Origin of the sequence: Oceanibaculum nanhaiense (assembly GCF_002148795.1) — a bacterium.
Classification (GTDB): Bacteria; Pseudomonadota; Alphaproteobacteria; order Oceanibaculales; family Oceanibaculaceae; genus Oceanibaculum; species Oceanibaculum nanhaiense.
Window position 1 is genome coordinate 84341 of record NZ_MPOB01000006.1, and the last position, 23539, is coordinate 107879.

The 23539-nt window shown below is 65.1% G+C and carries 16 protein-coding genes; 9 read left to right on the forward strand and 7 right to left on the reverse strand.

Translation table 11 applies throughout. From position 1 onward, the window contains the following. Positions 1–54 precede the first annotated feature (54 nt). A complete protein-coding gene (locus tag BKM74_RS11895; protein ID WP_086465941.1) occupies positions 55–2466 on the reverse strand; it encodes a penicillin-binding protein 1A in 2412 nt (803 codons plus the stop codon). A gap of 208 nt (positions 2467–2674) precedes the next feature. Continuing rightward, positions 2675–3826, reverse strand: coding sequence for an N-acetylmuramoyl-L-alanine amidase (locus tag BKM74_RS11900; RefSeq protein WP_245825919.1), 1152 nt, complete (start codon positions 3824–3826; stop codon positions 2675–2677). A 654-nt stretch (positions 3827–4480) separates the two neighbouring features. Here BKM74_RS11900 and BKM74_RS11905 point away from each other — a divergent pair. Next, positions 4481–7225, forward strand: a complete 2745-nt coding sequence (locus BKM74_RS11905) for an Rne/Rng family ribonuclease (protein WP_086465943.1) — start codon at positions 4481–4483, stop codon at positions 7223–7225. Between the two features lie 305 nt (positions 7226–7530). Next, positions 7531–9540 (forward strand): methyl-accepting chemotaxis protein, encoded by a 2010-nt coding sequence (locus tag BKM74_RS11910; protein WP_086465944.1) that lies wholly within the window; start codon positions 7531–7533, stop codon positions 9538–9540. A gap of 53 nt (positions 9541–9593) precedes the next feature. On the opposite strand, the gene BKM74_RS11915 is transcribed toward BKM74_RS11910, so the two are convergent. Beyond that, complete coding sequence (locus BKM74_RS11915) at positions 9594–10742, reverse strand: pyridoxal phosphate-dependent aminotransferase (RefSeq protein ID WP_086465945.1); 1149 nt, start codon at positions 10740–10742, stop codon at positions 9594–9596. Between the two features lie 26 nt (positions 10743–10768). After that, positions 10769–12361 (reverse strand): gamma-glutamyltransferase, encoded by a 1593-nt coding sequence (locus BKM74_RS11920; RefSeq protein ID WP_086465946.1) that lies wholly within the window; start codon positions 12359–12361, stop codon positions 10769–10771. Between the two features lie 75 nt (positions 12362–12436). On the opposite strand from BKM74_RS11920, the gene BKM74_RS11925 reads away from it, so the two are divergent. The 6 genes from BKM74_RS11925 (at position 12437) to aat (ending at position 17995) form a co-directional block, all read left to right on the forward strand. Next, positions 12437–13786, forward strand: a complete 1350-nt coding sequence (locus BKM74_RS11925) for a M48 family metalloprotease (RefSeq protein ID WP_086465947.1) — start codon at positions 12437–12439, stop codon at positions 13784–13786. A 103-nt stretch (positions 13787–13889) separates the two neighbouring features. After that, on the forward strand, positions 13890–14702 hold the full coding sequence (locus BKM74_RS11930; RefSeq protein WP_245825920.1) for a DsbA family protein: 813 nt from the start codon (positions 13890–13892) through the stop codon (positions 14700–14702). Between the two features lie 84 nt (positions 14703–14786). Then, positions 14787–15242 (forward strand): type II 3-dehydroquinate dehydratase, encoded by a 456-nt coding sequence (gene aroQ / locus BKM74_RS11935; RefSeq protein WP_430436788.1) that lies wholly within the window; start codon positions 14787–14789, stop codon positions 15240–15242. Further along, positions 15243–15698, forward strand: coding sequence for an acetyl-CoA carboxylase biotin carboxyl carrier protein (accB, locus tag BKM74_RS11940; RefSeq protein ID WP_086465948.1), 456 nt, complete (start codon positions 15243–15245; stop codon positions 15696–15698). Positions 15699–15721: 23 nt separating this feature from the next. Beyond that, entirely contained in the window at positions 15722–17071 is a 1350-nt protein-coding gene (gene accC / locus BKM74_RS11945; protein WP_086465949.1) for an acetyl-CoA carboxylase biotin carboxylase subunit, read from the forward strand. Between the two features lie 264 nt (positions 17072–17335). Beyond that, the gene (aat, locus tag BKM74_RS11950) at positions 17336–17995 is read left to right on the forward strand and encodes a leucyl/phenylalanyl-tRNA--protein transferase (RefSeq protein WP_086465950.1); all 660 of its coding nucleotides are present in this window, start codon (positions 17336–17338) and stop codon (positions 17993–17995) included. Here the strand turns inward: aat and BKM74_RS11955 are convergent. The 3 genes from BKM74_RS11955 to BKM74_RS11965 form a co-directional block, all read right to left on the reverse strand. Further along, on the reverse strand, positions 17956–18330 hold the full coding sequence (locus BKM74_RS11955) for a DUF2155 domain-containing protein (protein WP_245825921.1): 375 nt from the start codon (positions 18328–18330) through the stop codon (positions 17956–17958). The two genes, aat and BKM74_RS11955, sit on opposite strands and share 40 nt — an antisense overlap. 83 nt (positions 18331–18413) lie before the next feature. Continuing rightward, entirely contained in the window at positions 18414–18935 is a 522-nt protein-coding gene (gene mlaD / locus BKM74_RS11960; RefSeq protein WP_086465951.1) for an outer membrane lipid asymmetry maintenance protein MlaD, read from the reverse strand. Between the two features lie 31 nt (positions 18936–18966). Continuing rightward, positions 18967–19326: an NADH:ubiquinone oxidoreductase subunit NDUFA12 gene (locus BKM74_RS11965; RefSeq protein WP_086465952.1), complete on the reverse strand. Its 360-nt coding sequence runs from the start codon at positions 19324–19326 to the stop codon at positions 18967–18969. 367 nt (positions 19327–19693) lie between these two features. Here BKM74_RS11965 and BKM74_RS11970 point away from each other — a divergent pair, with 367 nt between their 5' ends. Then, on the forward strand, positions 19694–23377 hold the full coding sequence (locus tag BKM74_RS11970; protein ID WP_086465953.1) for a vitamin B12-dependent ribonucleotide reductase: 3684 nt from the start codon (positions 19694–19696) through the stop codon (positions 23375–23377). The last annotated feature ends 162 nt before the right edge of the window (positions 23378–23539 follow it).

Here is a 23539-nt window from a genome sequence, read left to right on the forward strand (position 1 = left end):
CGCGTCTCTCCAAATCCAGTCAGGTTGCCGGCGGCATGCCGGCAGGAAGCGCCCTTAATACAGGCCGCCGAGCCCGGTCGCAACCGGCGCCCTTTCATCTCCGGTCGTGGTATCGCCGATGGAAGGCGGCATGTCCGCCTGCCCCGGTTCCGGCGCCGTGCCGGGCCGGAACGCTTCCAGGATCACCGCACCGCCATCGCCGGACCGCGCCAGCTGGCCCGTGGAGGCGTCGATGCGCACGAACTGCACGCCGGGCGGCACACGGAACGGGACCGAGGGCTCGCCTTCCAGCGCCTCGGCCATGAAGGCCTTGAAGATCGGCGCCGCGACGGTGGAACCCGACTCGCGCCCCCCCAGGGTGCGGGGCTGGTCGAAACCGACGAACACGCCAACCGCCAGATCCGGCGAAAAGCCGACGAACCAAGTGTCCAGACTGTCGTTGGTGGTGCCGGTCTTGCCGGCCAGCGGGCGGTTCAGCTCGGCGATCCGGCGGCCGGTGCCACGCAGGACCACCCCCTGCAGCATGGAGGTCATCTGATAGGCCGTCACCGGCGCGACCACCTCCTCGCGCAAATCCGGCACCCGGGGGACGCTCTGCCCGTCCCAGACATCGACGAGGCAGTCCTCGCAGGGCCGCACATCGTGACGGTACAGCGTCCGGCCGTTGCGGTCCTGGATGCGGTCGATCAGATGCGGGGATATCCGCTTGCCGCCATTCACCATCATGGCGTAGCCGGCGGTCATCCGCATCAGCGTGGTTTCCCCGGCGCCCAGCGACATCGACAGCAGCGGCTGCAGATCGTCCATCACCCCGAAACGGCGGGCATACTCCACCACCTTCGGCATGCCGACCATCGCCGCCAGCCGCACCGTCATCAGGTTGCGCGACTTCTCGATGCCGACGCGCATCGGCTGCGGGCCATAGAATTCGTTGGAATAGTTGGAAGGCTTCCATTTCGGCAGCCCCGGCCCCTGGTCGAGAACGATGGGGCCGTCGATGATGACGGTGGCCGGCGTGAAGCCATTATCCAGCGCCGCCATATAGACGAAGGGCTTGAAGGAGGAACCGGGCTGCCGGTTCGCCTGGGTGACCCGGTTGAACTGGCTTTCGTCGAAGCTCCAGCCACCGGTCATCGCCAGCACGCGGCCGGTATGCGGGTCCATCGCTACCAGCGCACCTTCCACATCAGGCACCTGACGCAGAGCGAAATTCCCCTCCGACGACAGCGCCTCGACAGCAATCACGTCACCGACCGCCAACACATCGCCGGCGCGGCGCACCTCCGCCCCCAGCTTCTGATCCTCCTGCCAGGGCCGCGCCCAGCGCAGCTCAGCGAAGGGCACGGTACCGCGCGCGCCATCGGTCAGCCCGACACGGACCTGATCATTGGCGACCTCCAGCACCACGGCCAGCCGCCACGGCGCCAGCCCGGCCGGCGTCTTCACCTGCGCCAGCGCCACCCGCCAGTCGCCGCCCACATCGATCCGGTCGATGGGGCCGCGCCAGCCATGCCGCCGGTCATAGGCGACCAGGCCGTCGCGCAACGCGCGGTCGGCAATAGCCTGAAGTTCTGGCGAGATCGATGTCCGAACCGACAGGCCGCCGCCATAGGCGCCATCCTCGCCGAAGCGGTCAACCAGTTCGCGGCGCACTTCCTCGGCGAAATAATCGGCGACGGTGAACTGCTCCGAATCGCGGCGTCGCATCATCAGCGGCTCGGCCATCGCCATATCGGCCTCGGCGGCCGAGATATGGCCGTTTTCCAGCATGCGCATGATAACCCAGTCGCGCCGCGCCTTGGCGGCGTCGCGATGCCGTACCGGATGGTAATTGCTGGGCGCTTTCGGCAGCGCCGCCAGATAGGCCGCCTCGGCGATCGTCAGATCGACCAGCGACTTGTTGAAATAATTCAGCGCCGCCGCCGCCACGCCATAGGCGCGGTTGCCGAGGAAAATCTCGTTCAGATAAAGTTCGAGGATGCGTTCCTTGCTGAACGCCTTCTCCATGCGGAAGGCGAGCATCGCCTCCTTGATCTTGCGGTCGATGGAGACCTCGTTGGTCAGCAGGAAATTCTTCGCGACCTGCTGGGTGATGGTGGACGCCCCCACCGGGCGCCGGTCGGAGCCGAATTGCTGCAGGTTCTGCACCACGGCGCGCAGGATGCCCTGGACGTCGATACCGGGATGCTCGAAGAAATTCTTGTCCTCGGCCGACAGGAAGGCATTCACCAGCCGCTTCGGCATCGCCTCATAGGGCACGAAGACGCGGCGTTCGGTGGCATATTCGGCCAGCAGCCGACCGTCACCGGCATGCACGCGGGTCACCATCGGCGGACGGTAGTCCGCAAGCTGCTTATAATCCGGCAAATCCTGGCTGTAATGATGCAGCACGAAAGCCACACCGGCGACCCCGACAATCGTCAGAAGCAGCAAGAGTCCCGCCAGATATCCAAGAAACCGAGTCATTTTCCTCCGAAACCCGTCTGATCCGCCGGGAAGCCCGCAATGCGATGGCCAGCCCCGTTTCCAACCCCGTGCTCAATCCCTTGAGCAGCATCACCATCCTGTCACAACGTCACCACCATGGCAGCCGTTCCCAAAGAAGGGGATGCCTGCCGATGGTCCGTCCGCCCCAGATCAGGCCCCAGATCAGGCCCCCAGATCAGGCCCCTGGTCAGGAACGGCTGACGCTATCCTTGAAAGCGAAAAAAGCGTCAATGCCGCTGGCGATCCCGCGGGCCAGCTTGTCGCGATGGCGGGCATCGCGCAGATGGCGTTCGTCGGTCGCGTTCGACAGGAAGCCGAGTTCCACCAGCACCGAGGGTACGTCCGGCGCTTTTAACACGGCGAATCCGGCAAAACGATGGCTGCGGCGCAGCAGCGGCGTCACCGGGTCCAGTTCCTTCAGCAGCATGGCGGCGAACCGGGCGCTGTCGTTCATGGTTTCGCGCTGCGCCAGGTTGATGAGGATGTTGGTGACCTCGGGACTTTCCGTGGACAGGTCGATACCGCCGATAAGGTCGGCCTTGTTTTCCTTCTGCGCCAGCGCCTCGGCCTCGGCGTCAGAGGCGGTTTCCGACAGCGAATAGACCGACAGACCACGCAAATTCTTGTTCTTGATCGCATCGGCATGCAGCGAGATGAACAGTTCAGCCCCCTCGCGCCGGGCGATGGCGAAGCGTTCGCGCAACCGCACGAAGATGTCGCGCTCGCGAGTCAGCAACACATGGTACTTGCCGGTACGCTCCAGCACCTGCTTCAGCTGCTTGGCCATCGCCAGCGTGATGTCCTTCTCATAGACTCCACTGGTGCCGATAGCGCCCGGATCGACGCCGCCATGCCCCGGATCGATCGCCACCACGCGCTTGCCGTCGGCGCGGCGTGGCGTTTCGGCGAACGGAACCAGCGGCTGCCCCCGCGGCGGTGCCGGTGCCAGGCTGCGCCGCACCGCCATGCTGGTACGCGAGGCGGCCATGAACTTCGCCGGCGAACTTGCGGCAACATCGATCACCAGCCGGTAATGCGGCGTCTCGCCCGGCGGCAGCAGGAAAGCCTCCTGCACCTCGAACGGACGCGCCATGTCCATCACCACGCGCGACACGCCGGGCTGGAACAGGCCGTAGCGCAGGCCCTGGACCTGCCCGTCCCTGCCCGCGGCCATCTCCTCATCCAGCCGCCATTCGATCTCCGGCAGGTCGATGACCAGCCGATAGGGATCGGGCAGCAGGATGATCTGGAACTCGACCGACTGGCTGATATCGAAGACGATCCGGGTCTTGTCCGGGTGCTGGCCGACCCGCATGCCGGTCACGGACGGTTCGGCCACGGCCGCGTTCGTCAGCCCCAAAAGGAGAAGAAAAACTAGCAGGGACAATAATTTAGGAAACGCGGATTGCACCGCGCGGCGGCTTCCGGCGGCGGCAAGGGAGATCGGTCGAAGGGGTCCTGCCAGCTTGGCGAACATCTAGCGCCTCAGCGTCAATTCGCCACAAAATCTACATCAACTCTATCCGAAAGATCAATTCAAAACGCCAAATTTCGTTATTTTTTCGTCGCTTGCGGGATTTTCTTACAGTAGCGACAATTACGTTGTGGCGGACCCGCCCCCGGATTATGGTGTACACGCAAATTCCCGCTGTCTGTCGCACCCCTTCTAAAATTATCTTGGGCGCGACGGCGTCGCGATTGAGTGGTCAGGTAGAGTTTCTTGCTCCATCGGCTCCGATGCGAGGCGCTCAGGACAAAAAAGCGGAGAAAATGTGGAACCCTGGGGCCCCCGCCCTTGCCCTGCCAAGCGCAGGCAGGACGGGTTGGCCGACCGGCTATCCTTCATACTGGCCGCTTCACAGCGCCGTTCGGGATAGGGATGGCCCAGGCTGGCCCCGCTGATTGACCCGCAAGGGTCAGACTTTATTGCCGCGCCGGCGCCGCTGACCTTGAAACGGTTACGGTTAGCCTAGGCGCGCCCGGAGAAGGATATATGACGAAGCGTATGCTTATCGACGCGACCCATTCCGAAGAAACGCGGATGGTCGTGCTAAACGGCAATCGTCTTGAAGAGTTCGATTTCGAAACTGCCGCCAAGCGCCCCCTGAAGGGCAATATCTACCTCGCCCGGGTCACCCGGGTCGAACCCTCGCTGCAAGCGGCGTTCGTTGAATATGGCGGCAACCGCCACGGTTTCCTCGCCTTCAACGAAATCCACCCCGACTATTACCGCATCCCCATCGCCGACCGCGAAGCGCTGGTCAGCGAGATGGAAGCCGAGCGTGACGAAGGCGCCAATGGCAATGGCGATTCGGTCGAGGTGCTGGGCGGTGACGATGTCGAGGAAGTCCAGCGCCGGCGGCCCAACCTGTCGCGCCAGTACAAGATCCAGGAGGTCGTGAAACGCCGCCAGATCATGCTGGTGCAGGTCACGAAGGAAGAGCGCGGCACCAAGGGTGCTGCCCTGACCACCTTCCTGTCGCTGCCCGGCCGCTATTGCGTGCTGATGCCGAACACCGCGCGTGGCGGCGGTGTTTCGCGCAAGATCACCAACGTCAACGACCGCAAGCGCCTGAAGAAGATCGTCGAGGAGCTGGAGCTTCCCACGGGCATGGCGGTCATCGTCCGCACCGCCGGGTCGGAGCGCACCAAGGCCGAGATCAAGCGCGACTTCGACTATCTGATCAAGCTGTGGGACGACATCCGCGAACTGACGCTGCAGTCCAATGCGCCGTCGCTGATCTATGAAGAGGGCAACCTCATCAAGCGCGCGCTGCGCGACATCTATGACAGCGAGATCGAGGAAGTGCTGCTCGAGGGTGATGAAGGCTACAAGAGCGCCAAGACCTTCATGAAGGACCTCATCCCCAGCCACGCCAAGAAGGTTCAGCAGTACAAGGATCCGGTGATCCCGCTGTTCCAGCGCTATCAGGTGGAAAGCCAGCTGGACGCGATTCACAGCCCGACCGTGCAGCTGAAGTCCGGCGGCTATATCGTGATGAACCAGACCGAGGCGCTGGTCGCCATCGACGTGAATTCGGGCCGCTCCACGCGCGAGCGCAATATCGAGGAGACGGCCTACCGCACCAATCTGGAAGCCGCCGAGGAAGTGGCGCGCCAGCTTCGCCTGCGCGACCTGTCGGGCCTGATCGTGATCGACTTCATCGATATGGAGGAGAATCGCAATCAGCAGGCGGTCGAGCGCAAGCTGAAGGAGTCGATGAAGAACGACCGGGCGCGCATCCAGATCGGCCGGATCAGCCATTTCGGCCTGCTGGAACTGTCGCGCCAGCGGCTGCGCCCCAGCGTGTTCGAGACCGCCAACCAGCCCTGCCCGCATTGCGCCGGCACCGGCTATATCCGGTCCACCGACACCACGGCGCTGCATGTGCTGCGCGCCATCGAGGAAGAGGGTATCCGCCAGCGCGCGTCGGAGATCGCCGTCTATGTGCCGACGCAGATCGCCCTCTATATCCTGAACCAGAAGCGCGCCGCGCTGGCGCTGATCGAGGCGCGTTACAGCTTCGAGGTTATCATCGGCAGCGACGATACGCTGATCCCGCCGGCCTTCCGGCTGGAACGGCTGCGGCAGCGCAGCGCCGAGGAGCAGGCAGCCCTTGAAGCCGCAGCACCGGCCCGGATCGAAGCCCCGGTCGAGATCGACGAGGACGAGGACGAGATCGAGGAAAGCGTCGTGCAGGGCGACGCGGGCGATGCCGAGGACGCCCCCCGGGGTGGCGACGATACCCAGGATGGCGAAGCCCGCGAGGGCCGCCGTCGGCGTCGGCGGCGCCCGGGCCGTGGTGGCCGCGATGGCGAGCCGCGTCCGGTGGCGTCGGACGATCAAGCCGACTCCGCCGACAGCGACGATGACGCGCCTGCCGATGCCGAATCGGAAAGCACTGGCGAGTCCCATGCCGGTGAAACCCTGAGCGCCGAAGAAGAAGAGCGGCAGCGCAAGCGGCGTCGGCGCGGCCGGCGTGGCGGGCGGCGGCGGCGGCGCACGCAGGAGGAGCAGGACAGCCTTGCCGCCTCCGGCGAAGCGACTGAGTCCGATGCCGATACCTATGCCGACAGGGATACCGGTACGGATGCAGCCACCGAGGCGCAGCCCGCTGCTGAACCAACGGATGCAGAGAAGCCCAAACGCTCCCGCCGTGGCCGTGGCCGTGCCGCCAACCAGGAAGCTGTGGAAGTGACCGCCGAGGCGCCTGCAGCGGTAGTTGAAGCCGCGCCGGAAGGCGTTATGGAGACCGAGGCGCCGGCCAAGCCGAAACGCCCCAGCCGCCGCAAGCCCAAGGCCGAAGCTGCAGCTGCCGTGACAGACGAGGCGGTGACGGCGGAAGCGGTAACCCCAGAAGGCGTAACGGTCGAAGTGATCACGCCGGAATCCGTTGCCGCTCCCGAGGCTGGCGAGGAAAAGCCGAAGCCGGCCCCACGCAAGCGGGCGCCCCGCAAGGCAGCGGCGAGCACGGAAACCGTGGAGGCCGAAAAGCCGAAGCGCGCCCGCGCGCCCCGCAAGCCGAAGGCACCTGCGGCAGCAGAAACCGTTGATGCGGCAGCAGAGACGGTTGATATGGCAGCAGAGACGGTTGATATGGCAGCAGCGGAAACCGCAGCCAGCCCGGTCGTGGAGACAATCATCGTCAAGGCGGAGCCGGCAGCGGCCAAGCAGCCAGAGGGCGAGCCGGACAAGCCGGCAAAGCGCGGTTGGTGGAGCCGTGCAGTCGGCCGCTGACCTGAAATAGATACAAGTTTAAGACAAAGACCCCCGAGACAAAACTCGGGGGTCTTTTTATTGTTTATTTCAAATTTTCGGAAAATAGACCTTCGATATAACAAGAAATATATGACCATTGCTTCAAAATAAGCCGCCCATTAATAATTCATCAATCATTTCGCTGAAACATGAGGGCACGCCAGATAGAAGGCGCACCAACCAATAACCTGCCCCTCCAGTAATCTGCCCCTCCAGCAATCTGTCCTGTCGTCCCACCAGCCGGCCCCTCCCCCTCCGCCGTCATCGACCGAAGAGCCAGAACCATGAAATTCCTCGACAACCTGAAGGTTTCGACCAAGATTTCCACGAATTCCGGCCTTATCTTGCTCCTGCTTCTCGTTTGCAGTGGCGTGACAATCTACGGGCTGGAGACGGCGAAGCAGTATTTCGCCGATTACCGCAGCCTGACCGTGCAGACGGTAAGCGCCGCCGAGGTGCAGACGAACATGCAGAGCGCGCGCATCGGCGTTACCGGCTTCATCCTGAACGGCAACCGGCAGGCCGCCGGAATCGTGGTCGAGAACGTGACCCTGGCGCAGGAGAACATCCAGCGGATCCTCGACCAGATCGAAGATCCCGCCATCACCGCCCGGATGGAGGGCGCTGCCAGTCAGATCCGCGCCTATAACCAGACCTTCCAGTCGTTGCTTCCCATGCAGGAGCGCCGGGAAGAGCTGATGGGCAAGATGATCGCCCTGGGTGAGGACTCAAGCGCCGCCCTGAACGGGCTGATGACCGGCATGCAGCAGGAATTCAACACGGACGGTGTGTTCATGGCCGGCCAGGCGATGCGCCAGCTCATGCTGGCGGAAATCCAGGCCACCCTGTTCCTGTCGGAGAACGGCAGCAAGCAGGTCGATGCCTTCGCCGACCATATCAGCCAGTTGAAGGAGATGATGGTGGGGCTGGACGTGATCGTATCCAGCACCGAGGGGCGGCAGCATGTCGATACGCTGACCACCGCCATCCCGCAATATGAGACACTCTTCAGCGAGGTCGTCGGCATCATCCTGCGGCGCAACGCCACCGTCTCGCACCGGCTGGACCGGATGGGCCCGCAGATCGCCAACGATCTCGATCAGATCAAGGGCGACAATGCAGCACAGATGCGGGAGATCGGCGAGGCCGCTTTTATCGCCATCGACCGCTCCTTCATCATCGGCGCCGGGGTTTCGGCCTTCGCCCTGCTCGCCGGCATCGCGCTGTCGGTCCTGATCGGACGCGGCATCGCCAGGCCGATCATCGGCATGACGCAGGCGATGACGGCCCTGGCCGGCGGCGACAAGGAAACCGAGATTCCCGCACAGGACCGCAAGGATGAGGTCGGCCAGATGGCCGGCGCCGTCCAGGTGTTCAAGGAGAACATGATCCGCGCCGATGAGCTCGCCACCCAGCAGGCGGTGGAACAGCAGGCCCGCGAAAAGCGCGCCCAGGCCATCGAGCGGATGACCCAGGATTTCGACGCCGCTGTTGCAGGTGTGCTGGCCCAGGTCGGCGCCGCCACGGCCCAGCTGCAATCGACCGCGTCCTCCATGTCCGCCACCGCCGAGGAGACCAACCATCAGGCCGGCGCCGTCGCCGCCGCGTCCGAACAGGCCGCCGCCAATGTCCAGACGGTCGCCGCCGCCTCGGAAGAGCTGTACAGCTCGATCCAGGAGATCGGCCGTCAGGTCAGCCAGTCGTCGACCATCGCCGACAAGGCCAGCAAGGACGCGCGCAAGACCAACGAGCAGGTCGAGGCGCTGGCCCTGGCCGCGCAGAAGATCGGCGAGGTGGTCCGGCTGATCCAGGACATCGCCGAGCAGACCAACCTGCTGGCGCTGAACGCCACCATCGAGGCGGCCCGTGCCGGGGAAGCCGGCAAGGGCTTCGCCGTGGTCGCGTCGGAGGTCAAATCGCTCGCCACCCAGACCGCGCAGGCGACCGAGCAGATCGGCCAGCAGATCGGCAGCATCCAGACCGAGACGACATCGGCCGTCGCCGCCATCCGCGAGATCGGCGATACCATCTCCGAGATCAACGACATCGCTGCCAACATCGCCGCCGCGGTGGAAGAACAGGGAGCGGCGACGCAGGAAATTTCCCGCAATGTGCAGGAAGCGGCGAAGGGCACGCAGGAAGTCTCGACCAACATCGTCGGCGTGACCCAGGCCGCCGCCGAGACCGGTCAGGCCGCCGATCAGGTGACCCACTCCGCCGGCAATGTCGCCAACCAGTCGGAAGAGCTGCGCCTTGCGGTGGAAAACTTCCTGAAAGGCGTGCGCGCCGCCTGATAGGGATGCCCCATAAAAAGAAAAAGGCGCCGGTGACGGCGCCTTTTTTCGTATCAGCTCAGGAAATTCCCGATCCGTTCGGCCGCCTTCGCCACATCCTCCGTCGCACCGGCATAGGACAGGCGGACGAAGCGATTGCCCCGATCCGGGTCAAAATCCATGCCGGGTGTCAGCGCCACCCCGGTTTCGGCCAGCAGGCGGCGGCAGAATTCCGCGCTGTCATTGGTGAAACGCCCGACATCGGCGTAGATGTAGAACGCGCCATCGGCCCGCGAGAACTCCGTGATACCGGCTTTCGGCAGCGCCGCCAGCAGAATGTCGCGGTTGCGCCGGTATGTCGCGACCAGCGCGTCCAGCTCCTCCGTACAATCAAAGGCGGCAACCGCGGCGTGCTGCGACAGGGCGGAGGCGGAAATGAACAGATTCTGCCCCAGGCATTCGACCGGTCGGATCATATCCTCCGGCAGCACCAGCCAGCCCAGCCGCCAGCCGGTCATCGAGAAATATTTCGAAAAGCTGTTCACCACAACGGCACTGCTGGAGCTGGCCAGCGCCGTTGCCGCCTGCGCCTCGAACTCGATACCATGATAGATCTCGTCGGAGATGAGCCGGATGCCTTCTTCGTCGCAATAGCGGGATATCTCCGCCAGCCCCTCGGCGGAGACGATGCTGCCGGTCGGGTTGGCCGGGCTGGCCAGGATCAGCCCGTCGATGCGGCCGGCACGCTGCATCTCGCGCAGCAGCGGTACGGTCGGCTGATAGGCGCTGTCCGGCCCGGTCGGAATCTCCACCGGCTCCAGCCCCAGCGCCACCAGGATATTGCGATAGGCGGGATAGCCGGGGGCGGCCAGCGCCACGCGGTCGCCCGGCTCGAACGCCGCCAGGAAGGACAGGATGAAGCCGCCCGACGAGCCGGGCGTCACCACGATGCGCGCCGGATCGACCGACACGCCATACCGCGCGCGGTAATGCCCGGCCAGCCTTTCCCGCAGGGGCAGGATGCCGAAGGCCTCGGTATAGCCCAGCAATTCGCTGTCGATGGCGCGCTTCGCGGCTTCCAGAACCCTGGACGGCGCGCCGGTCGAAGGCTGACCGATCTCCAGATGCAATACATCGGCGCCGGTGGCCGCGCGTTCGTTGGCGGCACGCATCACATCCATGACGATAAAGCCGGGAATTCGCCCGCGCTTTGCGATCTTCATACTCTCTTCCTCAATGTATCGGTCTGTCAGTCGCCGCTGGCGGCAAGCCCATAGCCACGCGGATCGGTGGCGCGGACGCAGAGCGGATTGCCCGGCAAGCCTTGCGGGCAGTGCGCCGCCTGCACCCGGCCGAAATGCCGTCCCTCCTCCAGCCGGTAGCCGCGTGCCGCAAGATCGGTACGCACCGCCTCCGGCATGGACTTTTCGTACCATAGCGTATCGGCGGTACCCCCCAGATGCAGGCGCGGCGCGGCGATGGCCTGATCCAGCGGCACTTCCGCCGCCGCCGCGTCAAGCGCCACGCGGACCAGCGCGCTGGTGGCGGAAAAACCGCCGCTGCCGGTGCCGGTGAAATAGACATTCTTGCTGTTCTCGTTGAACACGATCAGCGCATGGCCGACCGGTCCCAGCTGGCCGGCGGGTGCGGGCGGCGGCGCCACGATGAAGCCGAGGCCCGGCACCTTGCGCAAGGTGCCGAAGGGCGTGTTCATGGTGAAGCTGCAGGCCACCATCTGGCCGGTGCCGTCATAGGTGGCAATGCCGGCCGCCCCCGGCCCGCCATGCGCCGGCGCGGACAGCGGCAGCGCCGCCGAATCGCCGGAAGCCTTCGCCCGGTCGTGCCCACGCATCGCGGCTTCCGCCTCTTCCTTGCCAAGCGGCCGGACCTTGCCGTCCGCGCGAATCTGGTCGGCGACGGCCTGGTGTGCGCGCAGGCTGGCATCCGCCAGTAGATGCGGCCGGTCGGCAGGGCTTGCAGCGGCATAGGACCGCCCGTCGGTCAGCAGCCGCCACAGGCTGCCGGCAATCGCGCCATTCACCGCATCGGTGCTGGCCAGCGCCACCTTGTGCACGCCCAGTTCCAGCCCGTCATGCGGCCGCCAGCGCGGCACATAGGCCTGCAGCGCCGCCTGAGGCAGGCTGCCGCCGCTCTGTTCGATGGCGGCGGACAGCTCACGCGCCAGCCGTCCGGTGTAGAGATCGCCGATTCCGGCCTGCCGCAGCCGGCCCAGCGTGGCACCCAGATCGAGATGGGTCATCGGGTCGCCTTCGCGCACCAGCCGCCCCTGGGTGACGAAGCTTTGCCGCATATCGGGAATCTGCGCGATGGCGCGGCCGGCGAAGGCCACATCCTCGGCCAGCGCGCGCGAAACTGGCTCGCCGAAACGCGCCAGCCGCTCGGCCGGCAGGATCAGCTGGTCGATGGGCATACGGCCATAGCGCGCATGCAGCGCGAACACGCCACGCGGCGCGGCGGGGATCGCCACGGCGTTCGATTCGGTGCCGGACGCGACCGCCGGGAATTCGAGAATCTCGCCGACATTGCTCCGCCGGTCATAGACCGCGCAGGCACCGCCGCCGCCAAGCCCGACTGAAGAGGGCAGCGTCACCGACAGCGCGAAATAGCCTGCAACCGCCGCATCGGCAGCCGTGCCGCCCGCCGCCAGCACGTCGCGCGCGACCAGTGCCGCCCTCGGCTCCCCGGACACGGCGCCACCGACGAAGTCCGGCGCGATGAATTGCGTGGACTCCGTGCTGCCGCAACCGGCGAGAACGCCAAGCGAGCATGCAATGCCCATCGCCGCCGCTATCGGATGACGCCAGGCGGTCAGTGACTGCATAATCTCGAAAACCTTTCATTGACGGGAGAGACTGCCCCACTTACTTACCAAAGCGGGGCGAGGAGAGACGCTATAGTGCTTCAGAAATTTCGCGTTCTGGTCGCCATAATCCTGTCGGTCGTCATTGCAGGCTCGCCGCTGCCGGCGATGGCAGCGGGCATGAGCCTGATTCGCGATACGGAAATCGAAAATACCATCCGCGACTATGCGACGCCACTGTTCGCGGCGGCAGGGCTGCAACCGGACAATATCCGCATCTTCATCGTCAATGGCGACGATATCAACGCCTTCGTCGCCGGCGGGCAGAACCTGTTCCTGAATTCCGGGCTGCTGGTGCGCTCCGACAACCCCAACCAGATCATGGGGGTGATCGCGCACGAAACCGGCCATATCGCCGGCGGCCATCTGGCGCGCCTGCAGGACGAGCTGCGCCGTGCAAGCATCGCGCAGATCCTGTCGATGGTGTTGGGCGCCGTCGCCGTCGCCGCGTCCGGCCAGGGCGAGGCCGGTATGGGCGTCATGGTGGGCGGGTCGGAAATGGCGCGCCGCGTGCTGCTGCAATATAACCGCAACCAGGAACAGGCGGCCGATCAGGCCGGCGTGAAATACCTCGATGAGATCGGCCAGTCCAGCCGCGGCATGGTGGAAATCCTGGAAAAGCTGAGCGGCCAGGAAATGCTGCTGGCGAGCCGCCAGTCGCCCTATGTGCGCAGCCATCCGCTGACCAGCGAGCGCATGAATTTCGTGCGCAACCACTTGGCCAACTCGCCCTATGCCGACGCGCCGCCGCCCGAGGGCTTCCCGATGCGCCACAAGCGCATGGTGGCAAAGCTGCACGGCTTCATGCAGCAGCCCGGCAAGACGCTGATGGATTATCCCGCAAGCGACACCAGCCTTCCGGCGCGCTATGCAAGGGCCATCGCCTATTACCGCATCCCGGACATGAACCGCGCCGTGCCCGCCATCGACGCGCTGATCGCCGATCATCCCGACGATCCCTATTTCCGCGAGCTGAAGGGGCAGATGCTCTATGAGAATGGCCGCGTCGCCGAGGCGCAGAAAGCCTATGCCGAAGCCATCAAGCGCCTGCCCGACGCGCCGCTGGTCCGCGCCGCCCATGCCGAGACGCTGCTGGCCCTGAACAAGGAGGACGACACCCGTTGGGCCCTGGCGGAGCTGCAGGAATCGGTGCGCCAGCAGCCGGAAAACAGCCGGGCCTGGCGCCAGCTTGCCATCGCCCATGGCCGGCTGGGCGATACCGGCCTCGCCGCCCTGGCGCTGGCCGAGGAGGCACTGCTGACCGGCCAGCGGCAGACCGCCCGCCAGCAGGCGCGCCGCGCCCAGGCGCAACTCCCCACCGGATCGCCGGGCTGGCTGCGCGCCGAGGATATCGAGACCACGACACGGCGCGACGCCGAGCGCTGAGCGCGCGCCGCCATTCCGGCCGTGGACACCACACCGTGGACAGGCCGGTCCCTGCCCCGCATAGTCTGCACGCCATCACCAAAGGCAAAAAGGAGAAAGCCCGGTGGGTCGATATACGGCGAACCCTCTTTCCGCGCTGGCGCTGGCCGGTACGATGATCTTCCTGGCAGGGCTTCCCGCCCTGGCCGATACGCCGAAGACGGAAACCGCGCCCGCGGCGACACCCCCGGCGGCTCAGGCGCCGGCCGGCTTCGACGAGCCCCAGAAACAGGCGATCGAACAGATCGTCCGCGACTATCTGCTGGCCAACCCGGAAGTGCTGCGCGACGCCCTGATCGTCCTTGGCAGCCGCGAGAAGGCCGCCGCCGAGGGCCAGCGCAAGCAGCGCATAGAGGCCCTGCGCGCCGAGCTGGAGCACCAGCCTGACGATCCGGTGCTGGGCAATCCAGACGGCCGGATCACCATTGTCGAGTTCTTCGATTATCAGTGCGGCTACTGCAAGGCGATGAAGCCGGCCATGCAGAATATCCTGGCCAGCGAGAAGGATGTCCGCGTGGTGATGAAGGAATTCCCGATCCTCAGCGAGGTCTCCACAATCGCCGCCCGCGCCGCGCTGGCCGCCCAGGCGCAAGGCAAGTACGCGGTATTCCACGACCGGCTGATGGGGCATCGCGGCCGGCTGAGCGAGGAGGCGATCTTCGCCGCCGCCCAGGAGGTTAGCCTCGATGTCGAGCGCCTGAAGGCGGACATGCAGGCCCCGTCGGTGGAGGCGGTGCTGAAGCGCAACCACATGCTGGCGGAGCGGCTGGAGATCAGCGGCACCCCCACCTTCATCGTCGGCGAGACGCTGGTTCCCGGCGCGGTGAACGAGGAAGGGATGCGCAAGCTGATCGCCGAAATGCGGGCAAAGCTGTAGCGCGGCTCGCGCACCTCCGTTGCCTCTGGCGACGGGCATGCTATAAACGCGTCAATTCAGAAACAGACGAGAGTAGCCGCGCGCGTGACCGACCGCCCCGAGATCATGATCCTGAACGGGCCGAACCTCAACATGTTGGGGGTTCGCGAACCGGCGATCTATGGCCGCGAGACGCTCGGCGATATCGAGGATGCCTGCCGGGCCATGGCCGAAGATATCGATCTCGGCATCGATTTCCGGCAGTCCAACCACGAGGGCGAGCTGGTCTCCTGGATTCACGAGGCGCGGGACAGCGCGGACGGCATCATCATCAATGCCGGTGCCTATACCCATACTTCGGTTGCCATCCTGGATGCGCTGACCCTGGCCGAACTGCCGGTCATCGAAGTGCATCTTTCCAATATCTACAAGCGCGAGAGCTTTCGCCATCACTCCTACATTTCGCCTGTCGCCCGCGGTGTCCTGTGCGGGTTCGGCGGCCAGGGCTATGTTCTGGCAATGCAGGCGATGGCACGCATCATCGGCCAAACGGACGAGTAAATGTCTAAGGAAAAAGAGAAGATCGACGCGGCCATGATCCGCGAAATGGCCGCCCTGCTGGACGAGACCGGGCTGGGCGAGATCGAGTACGAAACCGACGAGGTGCGCATCCGCGTCGCCAAGCCGGGCGCGCCCATGACCTCGGTCATGGCGGCACCGGCGCTGGCCGCCAGCGCTCCGGTCGCAGCCAGTCCCGCGCCAGCGGCCCCGGCCGGCGACCTGCCGGGCACCGTGCCCTCGCCGATGGTCGGCACGGCCTACCTGACGCCGGAGCCGGGGGCCGAGCCCTTCGTGCGCCAGGGCGACGTGGTGCGCAAGGGGCAGACCATCGCGATCGTGGAGGCGATGAAGGTGATGAACCCGATTCCCGCCCCGCGCGACGGCACAGTGACCAAGATCATGATCAGCAACGGCCAGCCGGTTGAGTTCGGCGAGCCGCTGATGGTCCTTGAATAAGCACGGCGGATAGCTGGGCAGAGATGTTCGAAAAAATCCTGATTGCCAATCGCGGCGAGATCGCCCTTCGCATCCACCGCGCCTGCCGCGAGATGGGCATTCATACCGTCGCCATCCATTCGACGGCTGACGCCAACGCCATGCATGTGCGGCTTGCCGACGAGAGCGTGTGCATCGGCCCGCCCCCGCCGAACCAGAGCTACCTGAACATCCCGGCGATCATCTCGGCCGCCACCATAACCGGCGCCGACGCGATCCATCCGGGCGTGGGCTTCCTGTCGGAGAATGCGGGCTTCGCGGAGATCGTGGAAGCGCACGGCTTCACCTTCATCGGCCCCTCGCCCGACCATATCCGCATGATGGGCGACAAGATCACCGCCAAGCGGGCGATGATCGAGGCCGGCGTGCCCTGCGTGCCCGGCACCGATGGCGCGATCAGCGGCCCTGACGAGGCCCGGAAGATGGCCGCCAGCATTGGCTATCCGGTGCTGATCAAGGCAACCGGCGGCGGCGGCGGGCGCGGCATGAAGGTGGCACGCGACGAAAGCCAGCTCGCCCAGGCGCTGCAGCTCGCCAAGTCGGAGGCCAAATCCGCCTTCGGCAATGACGAAGTCTATATGGAGAAATTCCTCGATAAGCCGCGGCATATCGAGGTGCAGGTTCTGGCCGACAGCCACGGCAATGTGGTGCATCTGGGCGAGCGCGACTGCTCGTTGCAGCGCCGCCACCAGAAGGTGCTGGAAGAAGCCCCCTCCCCGGCGCTGAACGCGGAAGCGCGCGAGCAGCTCGGCATAATCGTCGTGAAGGCGATCGAGAAGCTGGGCTACCGCAGTGTCGGCACGCTGGAATTCCTCTACGAGAACGGGGAATTCTATTTCATCGAGATGAATACCCGCCTGCAGGTTGAGCATCCGATCACCGAGATGATCACCGACATCGACCTGGTGCGCGAGCAGATCCGGGTGGCGTCGGGCGCGGCGCTGGGATTCGAGCAGAAGGACATCAAGTTCTTCGGCCATGCCATCGAATGCCGGGTGAACGCGGAAGACCCGGTGACCTTCCAGCCCTCGCCGGGCAAGGTCACCGACTATCATGCGCCGGGCGGCCTCGGCGTGCGCGTCGATTCAGCCCTCTATGCCGGCTACTCCATCCCGCCCTATTATGACTCGCTGGTGTCCAAGCTGGTGGTGCATGGCCGCAACCGCGCGGAATGCATGATGCGGCTGCGGCGGGCGCTGGAGGAGTATGTGATCGGCGGCATCAAGACGACGATTCCGCTGCATCGCAAATTGTTGACGGAAAAGTCGTTCATCGACGGTGATTACGACATTCACTGGCTCGAACGCTGGATGGACGGCGGCAAGCGGGAGTAACCCCGTGGTCCCACAAGAGCCATTCTCTCTTTCATGGAAGCGTCTGCGCCGGACGGGGATGTGGCTTGACCAGGAGAAGGGTGCAGCGCGTAGCGGGGCTACGGACAAGCCCTTCGACGCCGACAGGGCACATCTCCCCGTTCGGCCCTCCGGGTTACCGGGCGCGGGGCACCGGGTTCGTTGCGCCGCTCGGCCGATGGCCCCGCATCGCCCTTCCCGGCGCGCCTGCCCGGACACCACCGCGCACGGCAACGCAGCGTTTCCATGAAAGAGAGAGTGGCTCTAACGCCGGAACTTGTCCTGCAGGCCTATGCCATCGGCGTGTTTCCGATGGCGGAGACGCGGGACGATCCGGAGCTTTTCTTCGTCGACCCCAGCAAGCGCGGCGTCTTGCCGCTCGATCATTTCCATATCCCGCGCAGCCTCGCCAAGACCGTGCGCAGGGGCGTTTTCGAGATGCGCTGCAACAGCGATTTCGAAGGCGTTCTGCAGGGCTGTGCAGAACCGGCGGAAGGCCGCCCCGACACCTGGATCAATGACGAGATCGTCCGGCTGTTCCTGGAATTCCGCCAGATGGGCGTCGCGCATTCGGTGGAAAGCTGGCGCGACGGCAGGCTGGTCGGCGGGCTGTACGGCCTGGCGCTCGGCGGCGCCTTTTTCGGCGAAAGCATGTTCAGCCGGGAAACCGACGCCTCCAAGGTAGCGCTGGTCGATCTGATCGCGCGGCTGCGGCTGGGCGGTTTCGTGCTGCTGGACACCCAGTTCGTCACCAGCCATCTGACGCGCTTCGGCGCCCTGGAAATCCCGCGCGAAGAGTACAAGATCAAGCTGGCCGAGGCGCTGACCGTGGCCGCACGGTTTCCCACCGGCGATGTGCGGCACGCCTATTCGGAGGTCTTGCAGTCCAGCAGCCAGACGTCATAGACCGGGTGTTGCAGCCCGTTCAGCGCCGGGCTTGAGGCGAACATCCAGCCGGTGAACTGCTGGCTGGCCGCCTCGCCAGGTTTCTGTTCGGTGATCTCCAGGAAAGCCGCACTCTCCGGCGGCTCCTCCGGCGGGCGCTTCTGGCAGGTCCGCACCAGGATGTGCAGTGAACCGAAGGTGACTTCCTGTTCGACCGGCACCTCGAAGGTCGATATCCGCGCGGTGATCTTGTCCAGCCCCTGCAGCACCGCCACCGGATAGGGAGTGAAGGTCGGCCGGTCCTGCGCGCCTGCCGGCCGCGCCATGACAAGGGCGATGCCCGCCATGATCAGCATGGCAGGAAGCAAGTGGCGACAGACGGCGGGGAGAGAATGGTTCGACATGCGCTGGATAACGATGCGGTGCCCCACCGGTTCCGCTATTTCAGCGGCGCGGTGGTTTCGGGCTTGTTTCCGCCGGACTGGTTACCCCCGGACTGATTGCTCCCGCCGCCCCCGCTCTCGGCGGCGGTGAAGACGAAGCGGCCCAGCAGATCCATCAGATCGACGGAGGATTGCGTGTAGGTGATGCGGCCGCCCGGTTCGATCATCTGGTCGTCACCGCCGGGGATCAGCTGCATGTAGGTGCCGCCCAGCAGCCCTTCCGACGCCACCTTGGCGATGGTGTCGCGCGGCAGCTTCACCGCCGGATCGATGCTCAGCGTGATCCGCGCCAGATAGGTCTCGGGATCCAGCTGCTGGTTGATCACAGAGCCAACCTTGATGCCGCTGATGCGCACATCCGCCCCGCTGTTGAGGCCGGTCGTCTGCTCGAAGGAGGCGGTCACCGGATAGCCGCCAACCGCCCGCAGGTCGGCCGCGGAAAAGGCGAAGACGACGAACAGGCCGGCAACCACCAGCACGACGGCGCCCATCACGGTCTCGATCAGGCTGCGATGCATCGGCGCGCTCCCGCTTTATCGGTTGTCGCCCTCATTCCGGGCGCCAGGCCTCGTAATCGCCAGTCGCCTTGTCGCGTTGGCCGCCCTGCAGCACATGGCCGGGCGGACGGTAGGCGAGGTCGGTGCCGCTCAGGTTCGGCAGATGCTCCTTCTGCCAGGGCTTCGCCATCTGCTCCGCCCCTGTCGGCAGGGTGTTGACCGTATAATGCAGCCAGGCGTGCCAGGACGAGGGCACCTTGGATGCCTCCGGCTCGCCCTTATAGACCACCCAGCGCTTCTCGCGCGGGCCCTTGGCCGCCTTCTTGCCGCGATAATAGATGTTGCCGAACTGGTCCTCGCCGACCTTCTCGCCGTTCAGCCACGTGTACAAGCGGGTGCCGATATCCGCCATGATCTGGGTCCGTCCTTGATGCAAGGCAACGTAGTGCCTGGGTTGCAGGCAACGAAGTGCCCGGAATATTGCACCCTCGCGGCCATTCGTCCAGCCCGGCGGGCGCCGCACAGGGTGATTATCCGCCCTTCCCCAGTGCAGGAAAACCACGTGATGTGGCTAAATTCTGTCAACCCACAAAATGCAGTTGAACACGCCACCACTTGTGGCACACTTGCTCTCCGCCGCTAGATATAGGGTGCCTCGCATCCGGCGACGAGGCGATCGAAACCGTCGGTCGCCACTCAGGACGACAGATCATACGGCCTTGCAGCGATTCCAGGCACGGAGAAGCGGTGCGGGCGCCGAGGGGACCGAGGGGGACAGAATGAAAATCGAGCGTCGCTTCACCGAGGCCGGCAAGGATGCCTATGCCGCGCTTTCCTTCCGCAAGACGACCAGCGAGATCCGCAATCCGGATGGCTCCGTCGTCTTTCAGCTGAAGGACATTGAGGTGCCGGCCAGCTGGTCGCAGGTCGCCTGCGATATCCTGGCGCAGAAATATTTCCGCAAGGCCGGCGTGCCGGTGGCGCTGAAGCCGGTCAAGGAAGAGAATGTTCCGTCCTGGCTGTGGCGCAACGCCCCCGACGCCAAGCGGCTGGACACCCTCGCCCCCGCCGACCGCACCACGCATGAGGAGAGCGCCAAGCAGGTGTTCGACCGGCTGGCCGGCACCTGGACCTATTGGGGCTGGAAGGGTGGCTATTTCGACGCGGAAGAAGACGCCCGCACCTATTTCGACGAGATGCGCTTCATGCTGGCCGCGCAGATGGCGGCGCCGAATTCCCCGCAATGGTTCAACACCGGCCTGCACTGGGCCTATGGCATCGACGGCCCGGCGCAGGGCCATCACTATGTGGACTTCAAGTCCGGCAAGCTGGTGAAGTCGAATTCCGCCTACGAGCACCCGCAGCCGCATGCCTGCTTCATCCAGTCGGTCGGCGACGATCTGGTGAATGATGGCGGCATCATGGATCTGTGGGTCCGCGAGGCGCGGCTGTTCAAGTATGGCTCGGGCACCGGCACCAACTTCTCGAAGCTGCGCGGCGAGGGCGAGCGCCTGTCCGGCGGCGGCAAATCCTCTGGCCTGATGAGCTTCCTGAAGATCGGCGACCGCGCGGCGGGCGCCATCAAGTCGGGCGGCACCACCCGGCGCGCCGCCAAGATGGTGACGGTCGATATCGACCATCCCGACATCGAGGCTTATATCGACTGGAAGGTGAATGAGGAGCAGAAGGTCGCCTCGCTGGTGACCGGCTCCAAGATCAACCAGAAGCATCTGGCCACCGTCATGGCCGCCTGCCAGGACGGTGAGGGCGAAGCGCGCTTCGATCCGAAGCAGAACCGTGCGCTGAAGAAGGCGATCTTCGAGGCACGCACCGCGATGGTCGCCGAGAACCTGATCCAGCGTACCATCCAGTTCGCGCGCCAGGGTTTCAGCGCCATCGAGTTCCGCACCTACGACACGGACTGGGATTCCGAGGCCTACCTGACGGTTTCCGGCCAGAATTCGAACAATTCCGTGCGCCTGACCAATGAATTCCTGCGCGCGGTCGAGACCGATGCCGACTGGGATCTCATCCGCCGCACCGACGGCAAGCTGCACAAGCGCCTGAAGGCGAAGGAGCTGATGGACCGCATCAGCTACGCCGCCTGGGCCTGCGCCGATCCCGGCATCCAGTACGACAGCACGATCAACGAGTGGCACACCTGCCCGGAAGGCGGGCGGATCAACGCCTCCAACCCGTGCTCGGAATATATGTTCCTCGACGATACGGCCTGCAATCTGGCGTCGCTGAACCTGATGACCTTCCGCAAGGAAGATGGCAGCTTCGACATCGCCGGCTACGAGCATGCGGTGCGGCTGTGGACGGTGACGCTGGAAATCTCCGTGCTGATGGCGCAGTTCCCGTCCAAGGAAATCGCCAAACTCTCGTACGAATACCGCACGCTGGGCCTGGGTTACGCCAATATTGGCGGCCTGCTGATGTCCATGGGCCTCGGCTATGACAGCGACAAGGGCCGCGCGCTGTGCGCCGCGCTGACCGCGGTGATGACTGGCCGCGCCTATGCCACCTCCGCCGAGATGGCGCAGGAGCTGGGCGCCTTCCCCGGCTACAAGAAGAATGGCGCGCACATGCTGCGCGTTATCCGCAACCACCGGCTGGCCGCGCATAGCGCGACCGAAGGCTATGAGGCGCTGGAAGTGGCGCCGGTGCCGCTGGATGCCGCCAACTGCCCGGAACAGGCGCTGGTCCGGGCGGCCAGGCTGGCCTGGGACGATGCGCTGGCGCTGGGCGAAGCCTATGGTTTCCGCAACGCACAGACCTCCGTCATCGCGCCGACCGGCACCATCGGGCTGGTCATGGATTGCGACACCACCGGCATCGAACCGGACTTCGCCCTGGTGAAGTTCAAGAAGCTGGCCGGCGGCGGCTATTTCAAGATCATCAACCGCATGGTGCCGCAGGCCCTGAAGGTGCTGGGCTATGACGAGGCCACGGTCGAGAACATCGTGCGCTATGCGGTCGGCCATCAGAGCCTGAAGAACGCGCCGGGCATCGACCATGCGAAGCTGAAGGAAAAGGGCTTTACCGACGAAGCGCTGGAAAAGCTGGAGGGAAGCCTCGCCAGCGCCTTCGACATCAAGTTCGTATTCAACAAATGGACCTTCGGCGAAGAATTCTGCCGCGACATGCTGGGCCTCGACCAGGCACAGCTCGACGACATGAATTTCGACATGCTGGCGGCGCTGGGCTTCTCCAGGGCCGATATCGAGGCGGCCAACACCTACTGCAGCGGCGCCATGACGCTGGAAGGCGCGCCGGGCCTGAAGGACGAGCATCTGTCGGTGTTCGACTGCGCCAACCCGTGCGGCCGCATCGGCAAGCGCTTCCTGTCGGTGGAGAGCCACATCCGCATGATGGCGGCGGCGCAGCCCTTCATCTCCGGCGCCATCTCCAAGACCATCAACATGCCGAACAACGCGACGGTCGAGGATTGCGCCAACGCCTATGTCCTGTCCTGGAAGCTGGGCATCAAGGCAAACGCGCTGTACCGCGACGGTTCCAAGCTCTCCCAGCCGCTCTCGGCCGCCCTGCTGGACGCCGAGGATCTGGAGGAGTTCGAGGAAATCGTCGAGCAGCCGGCCGCCGCGCGCGCACCGGCCATCGCCGAGAAGATCGTGGAGCGCATCATCGAGCGCGTCATCAACCGCGAGAAGCTGCCGGGCCGCCGCAAGGGCTATACCCAGAAGGCAGTCGTCGGCGGCCACAAGGTCTATCTGCGCACCGGCGAGTACGAGGATGGCCGTCTGGGCGAGGTATTCATCGACATGCACAAGGAAGGCGCCGCCTTCCGCTCGCTGATGAATAATTTCGCCATCGCGATTTCCATTGGCCTGCAGTACGGCGTGCCGCTGGACGAGTATGTCGATGCCTTCACCTTCACCCGGTTCGAGCCGTCGGGCATGGTCGAGGGCAATGACGCGATCAAGATGGCGACCTCCATCCTGGACTATATCTTCCGGGAACTGGCGATCAGCTATCTCGGCCGCACCGACCTCGCCCATGCGGAACCCGCCGACCTCGCCCCCGATACGGTGGGACGCGGCACCGGCGACGCCACCCGCACCAATGACGAGGCGCTGGCCGCCGTCGAGCGGGTGACCAGCCGCGGCTTCGTGCGCAACAACCTCGTGGTGTTCACCGGCGGCCTGACGGAAACCGCCAAGGCCAACGGCACCACCGGCTATCACGCGCATGCCGATGCCCATGGCCACAATCATGGCGGGCACGATCATGGCCTCGCCACCACGACCACCCGCACCACGGCGGTTGCCGTCAGCCAGCAGGTGGTCGAGGCGGTGGACGCCAAGTTCGACAGGATCCGCGAGGCACGCATGAAGGGCTATGAAGGCGACAGCTGCCCGGAATGCGGCAACTTCACGCTGGTGCGGAACGGCACCTGCCTGAAGTGCGACACCTGCGGCGGCACCACCGGCTGCTCGTAAGGCCGAAGAGTTTTCCGGCGACGCAGCAGCCCCTTTATTGCCTCCTCTGTCGTCACTGGATGGGGGCCGCCAGAATGGCGGCCCCCTTTTTCGTTTGCCGGGTATGGGGCCGCGTTATCGGCAGTTTTTCTTTTTATCCCGCGCCTTAGCCGCAGGCACTTG

What these genes read in the sequence shown, in the direction of transcription:
- BKM74_RS11970 (WP_086465953.1), top strand. Translation starts at nt 19,694, where the DNA reads ATGAAAATCGAGCGTCGCTTCACCGAGGCCGGCAAGGATGCCTATGCC.
- BKM74_RS11915 (WP_086465945.1), bottom strand. Translation starts at nt 10,742, where the DNA reads ATGAAGATCGCAAAGCGCGGGCGAATTCCCGGCTTTATCGTCATGGAT.
- BKM74_RS11910 (WP_086465944.1), top strand. Translation starts at nt 7,531, where the DNA reads ATGAAATTCCTCGACAACCTGAAGGTTTCGACCAAGATTTCCACGAAT.
- BKM74_RS11895 (WP_086465941.1), bottom strand. Translation starts at nt 2,466, where the DNA reads ATGACTCGGTTTCTTGGATATCTGGCGGGACTCTTGCTGCTTCTGACG.
- mlaD (WP_086465951.1), bottom strand. Translation starts at nt 18,935, where the DNA reads ATGCATCGCAGCCTGATCGAGACCGTGATGGGCGCCGTCGTGCTGGTG.
- BKM74_RS11920 (WP_086465946.1), bottom strand. Translation starts at nt 12,361, where the DNA reads ATGCAGTCACTGACCGCCTGGCGTCATCCGATAGCGGCGGCGATGGGC.
- BKM74_RS11905 (WP_086465943.1), top strand. Translation starts at nt 4,481, where the DNA reads ATGACGAAGCGTATGCTTATCGACGCGACCCATTCCGAAGAAACGCGG.
- aat (WP_086465950.1), top strand. Translation starts at nt 17,336, where the DNA reads ATGAAAGAGAGAGTGGCTCTAACGCCGGAACTTGTCCTGCAGGCCTAT.
- BKM74_RS11955 (WP_245825921.1), bottom strand. Translation starts at nt 18,330, where the DNA reads ATGCTGATCATGGCGGGCATCGCCCTTGTCATGGCGCGGCCGGCAGGC.
- accC (WP_086465949.1), top strand. Translation starts at nt 15,722, where the DNA reads ATGTTCGAAAAAATCCTGATTGCCAATCGCGGCGAGATCGCCCTTCGC.
- BKM74_RS11965 (WP_086465952.1), bottom strand. Translation starts at nt 19,326, where the DNA reads ATGGCGGATATCGGCACCCGCTTGTACACGTGGCTGAACGGCGAGAAG.
- accB (WP_086465948.1), top strand. Translation starts at nt 15,243, where the DNA reads ATGTCTAAGGAAAAAGAGAAGATCGACGCGGCCATGATCCGCGAAATG.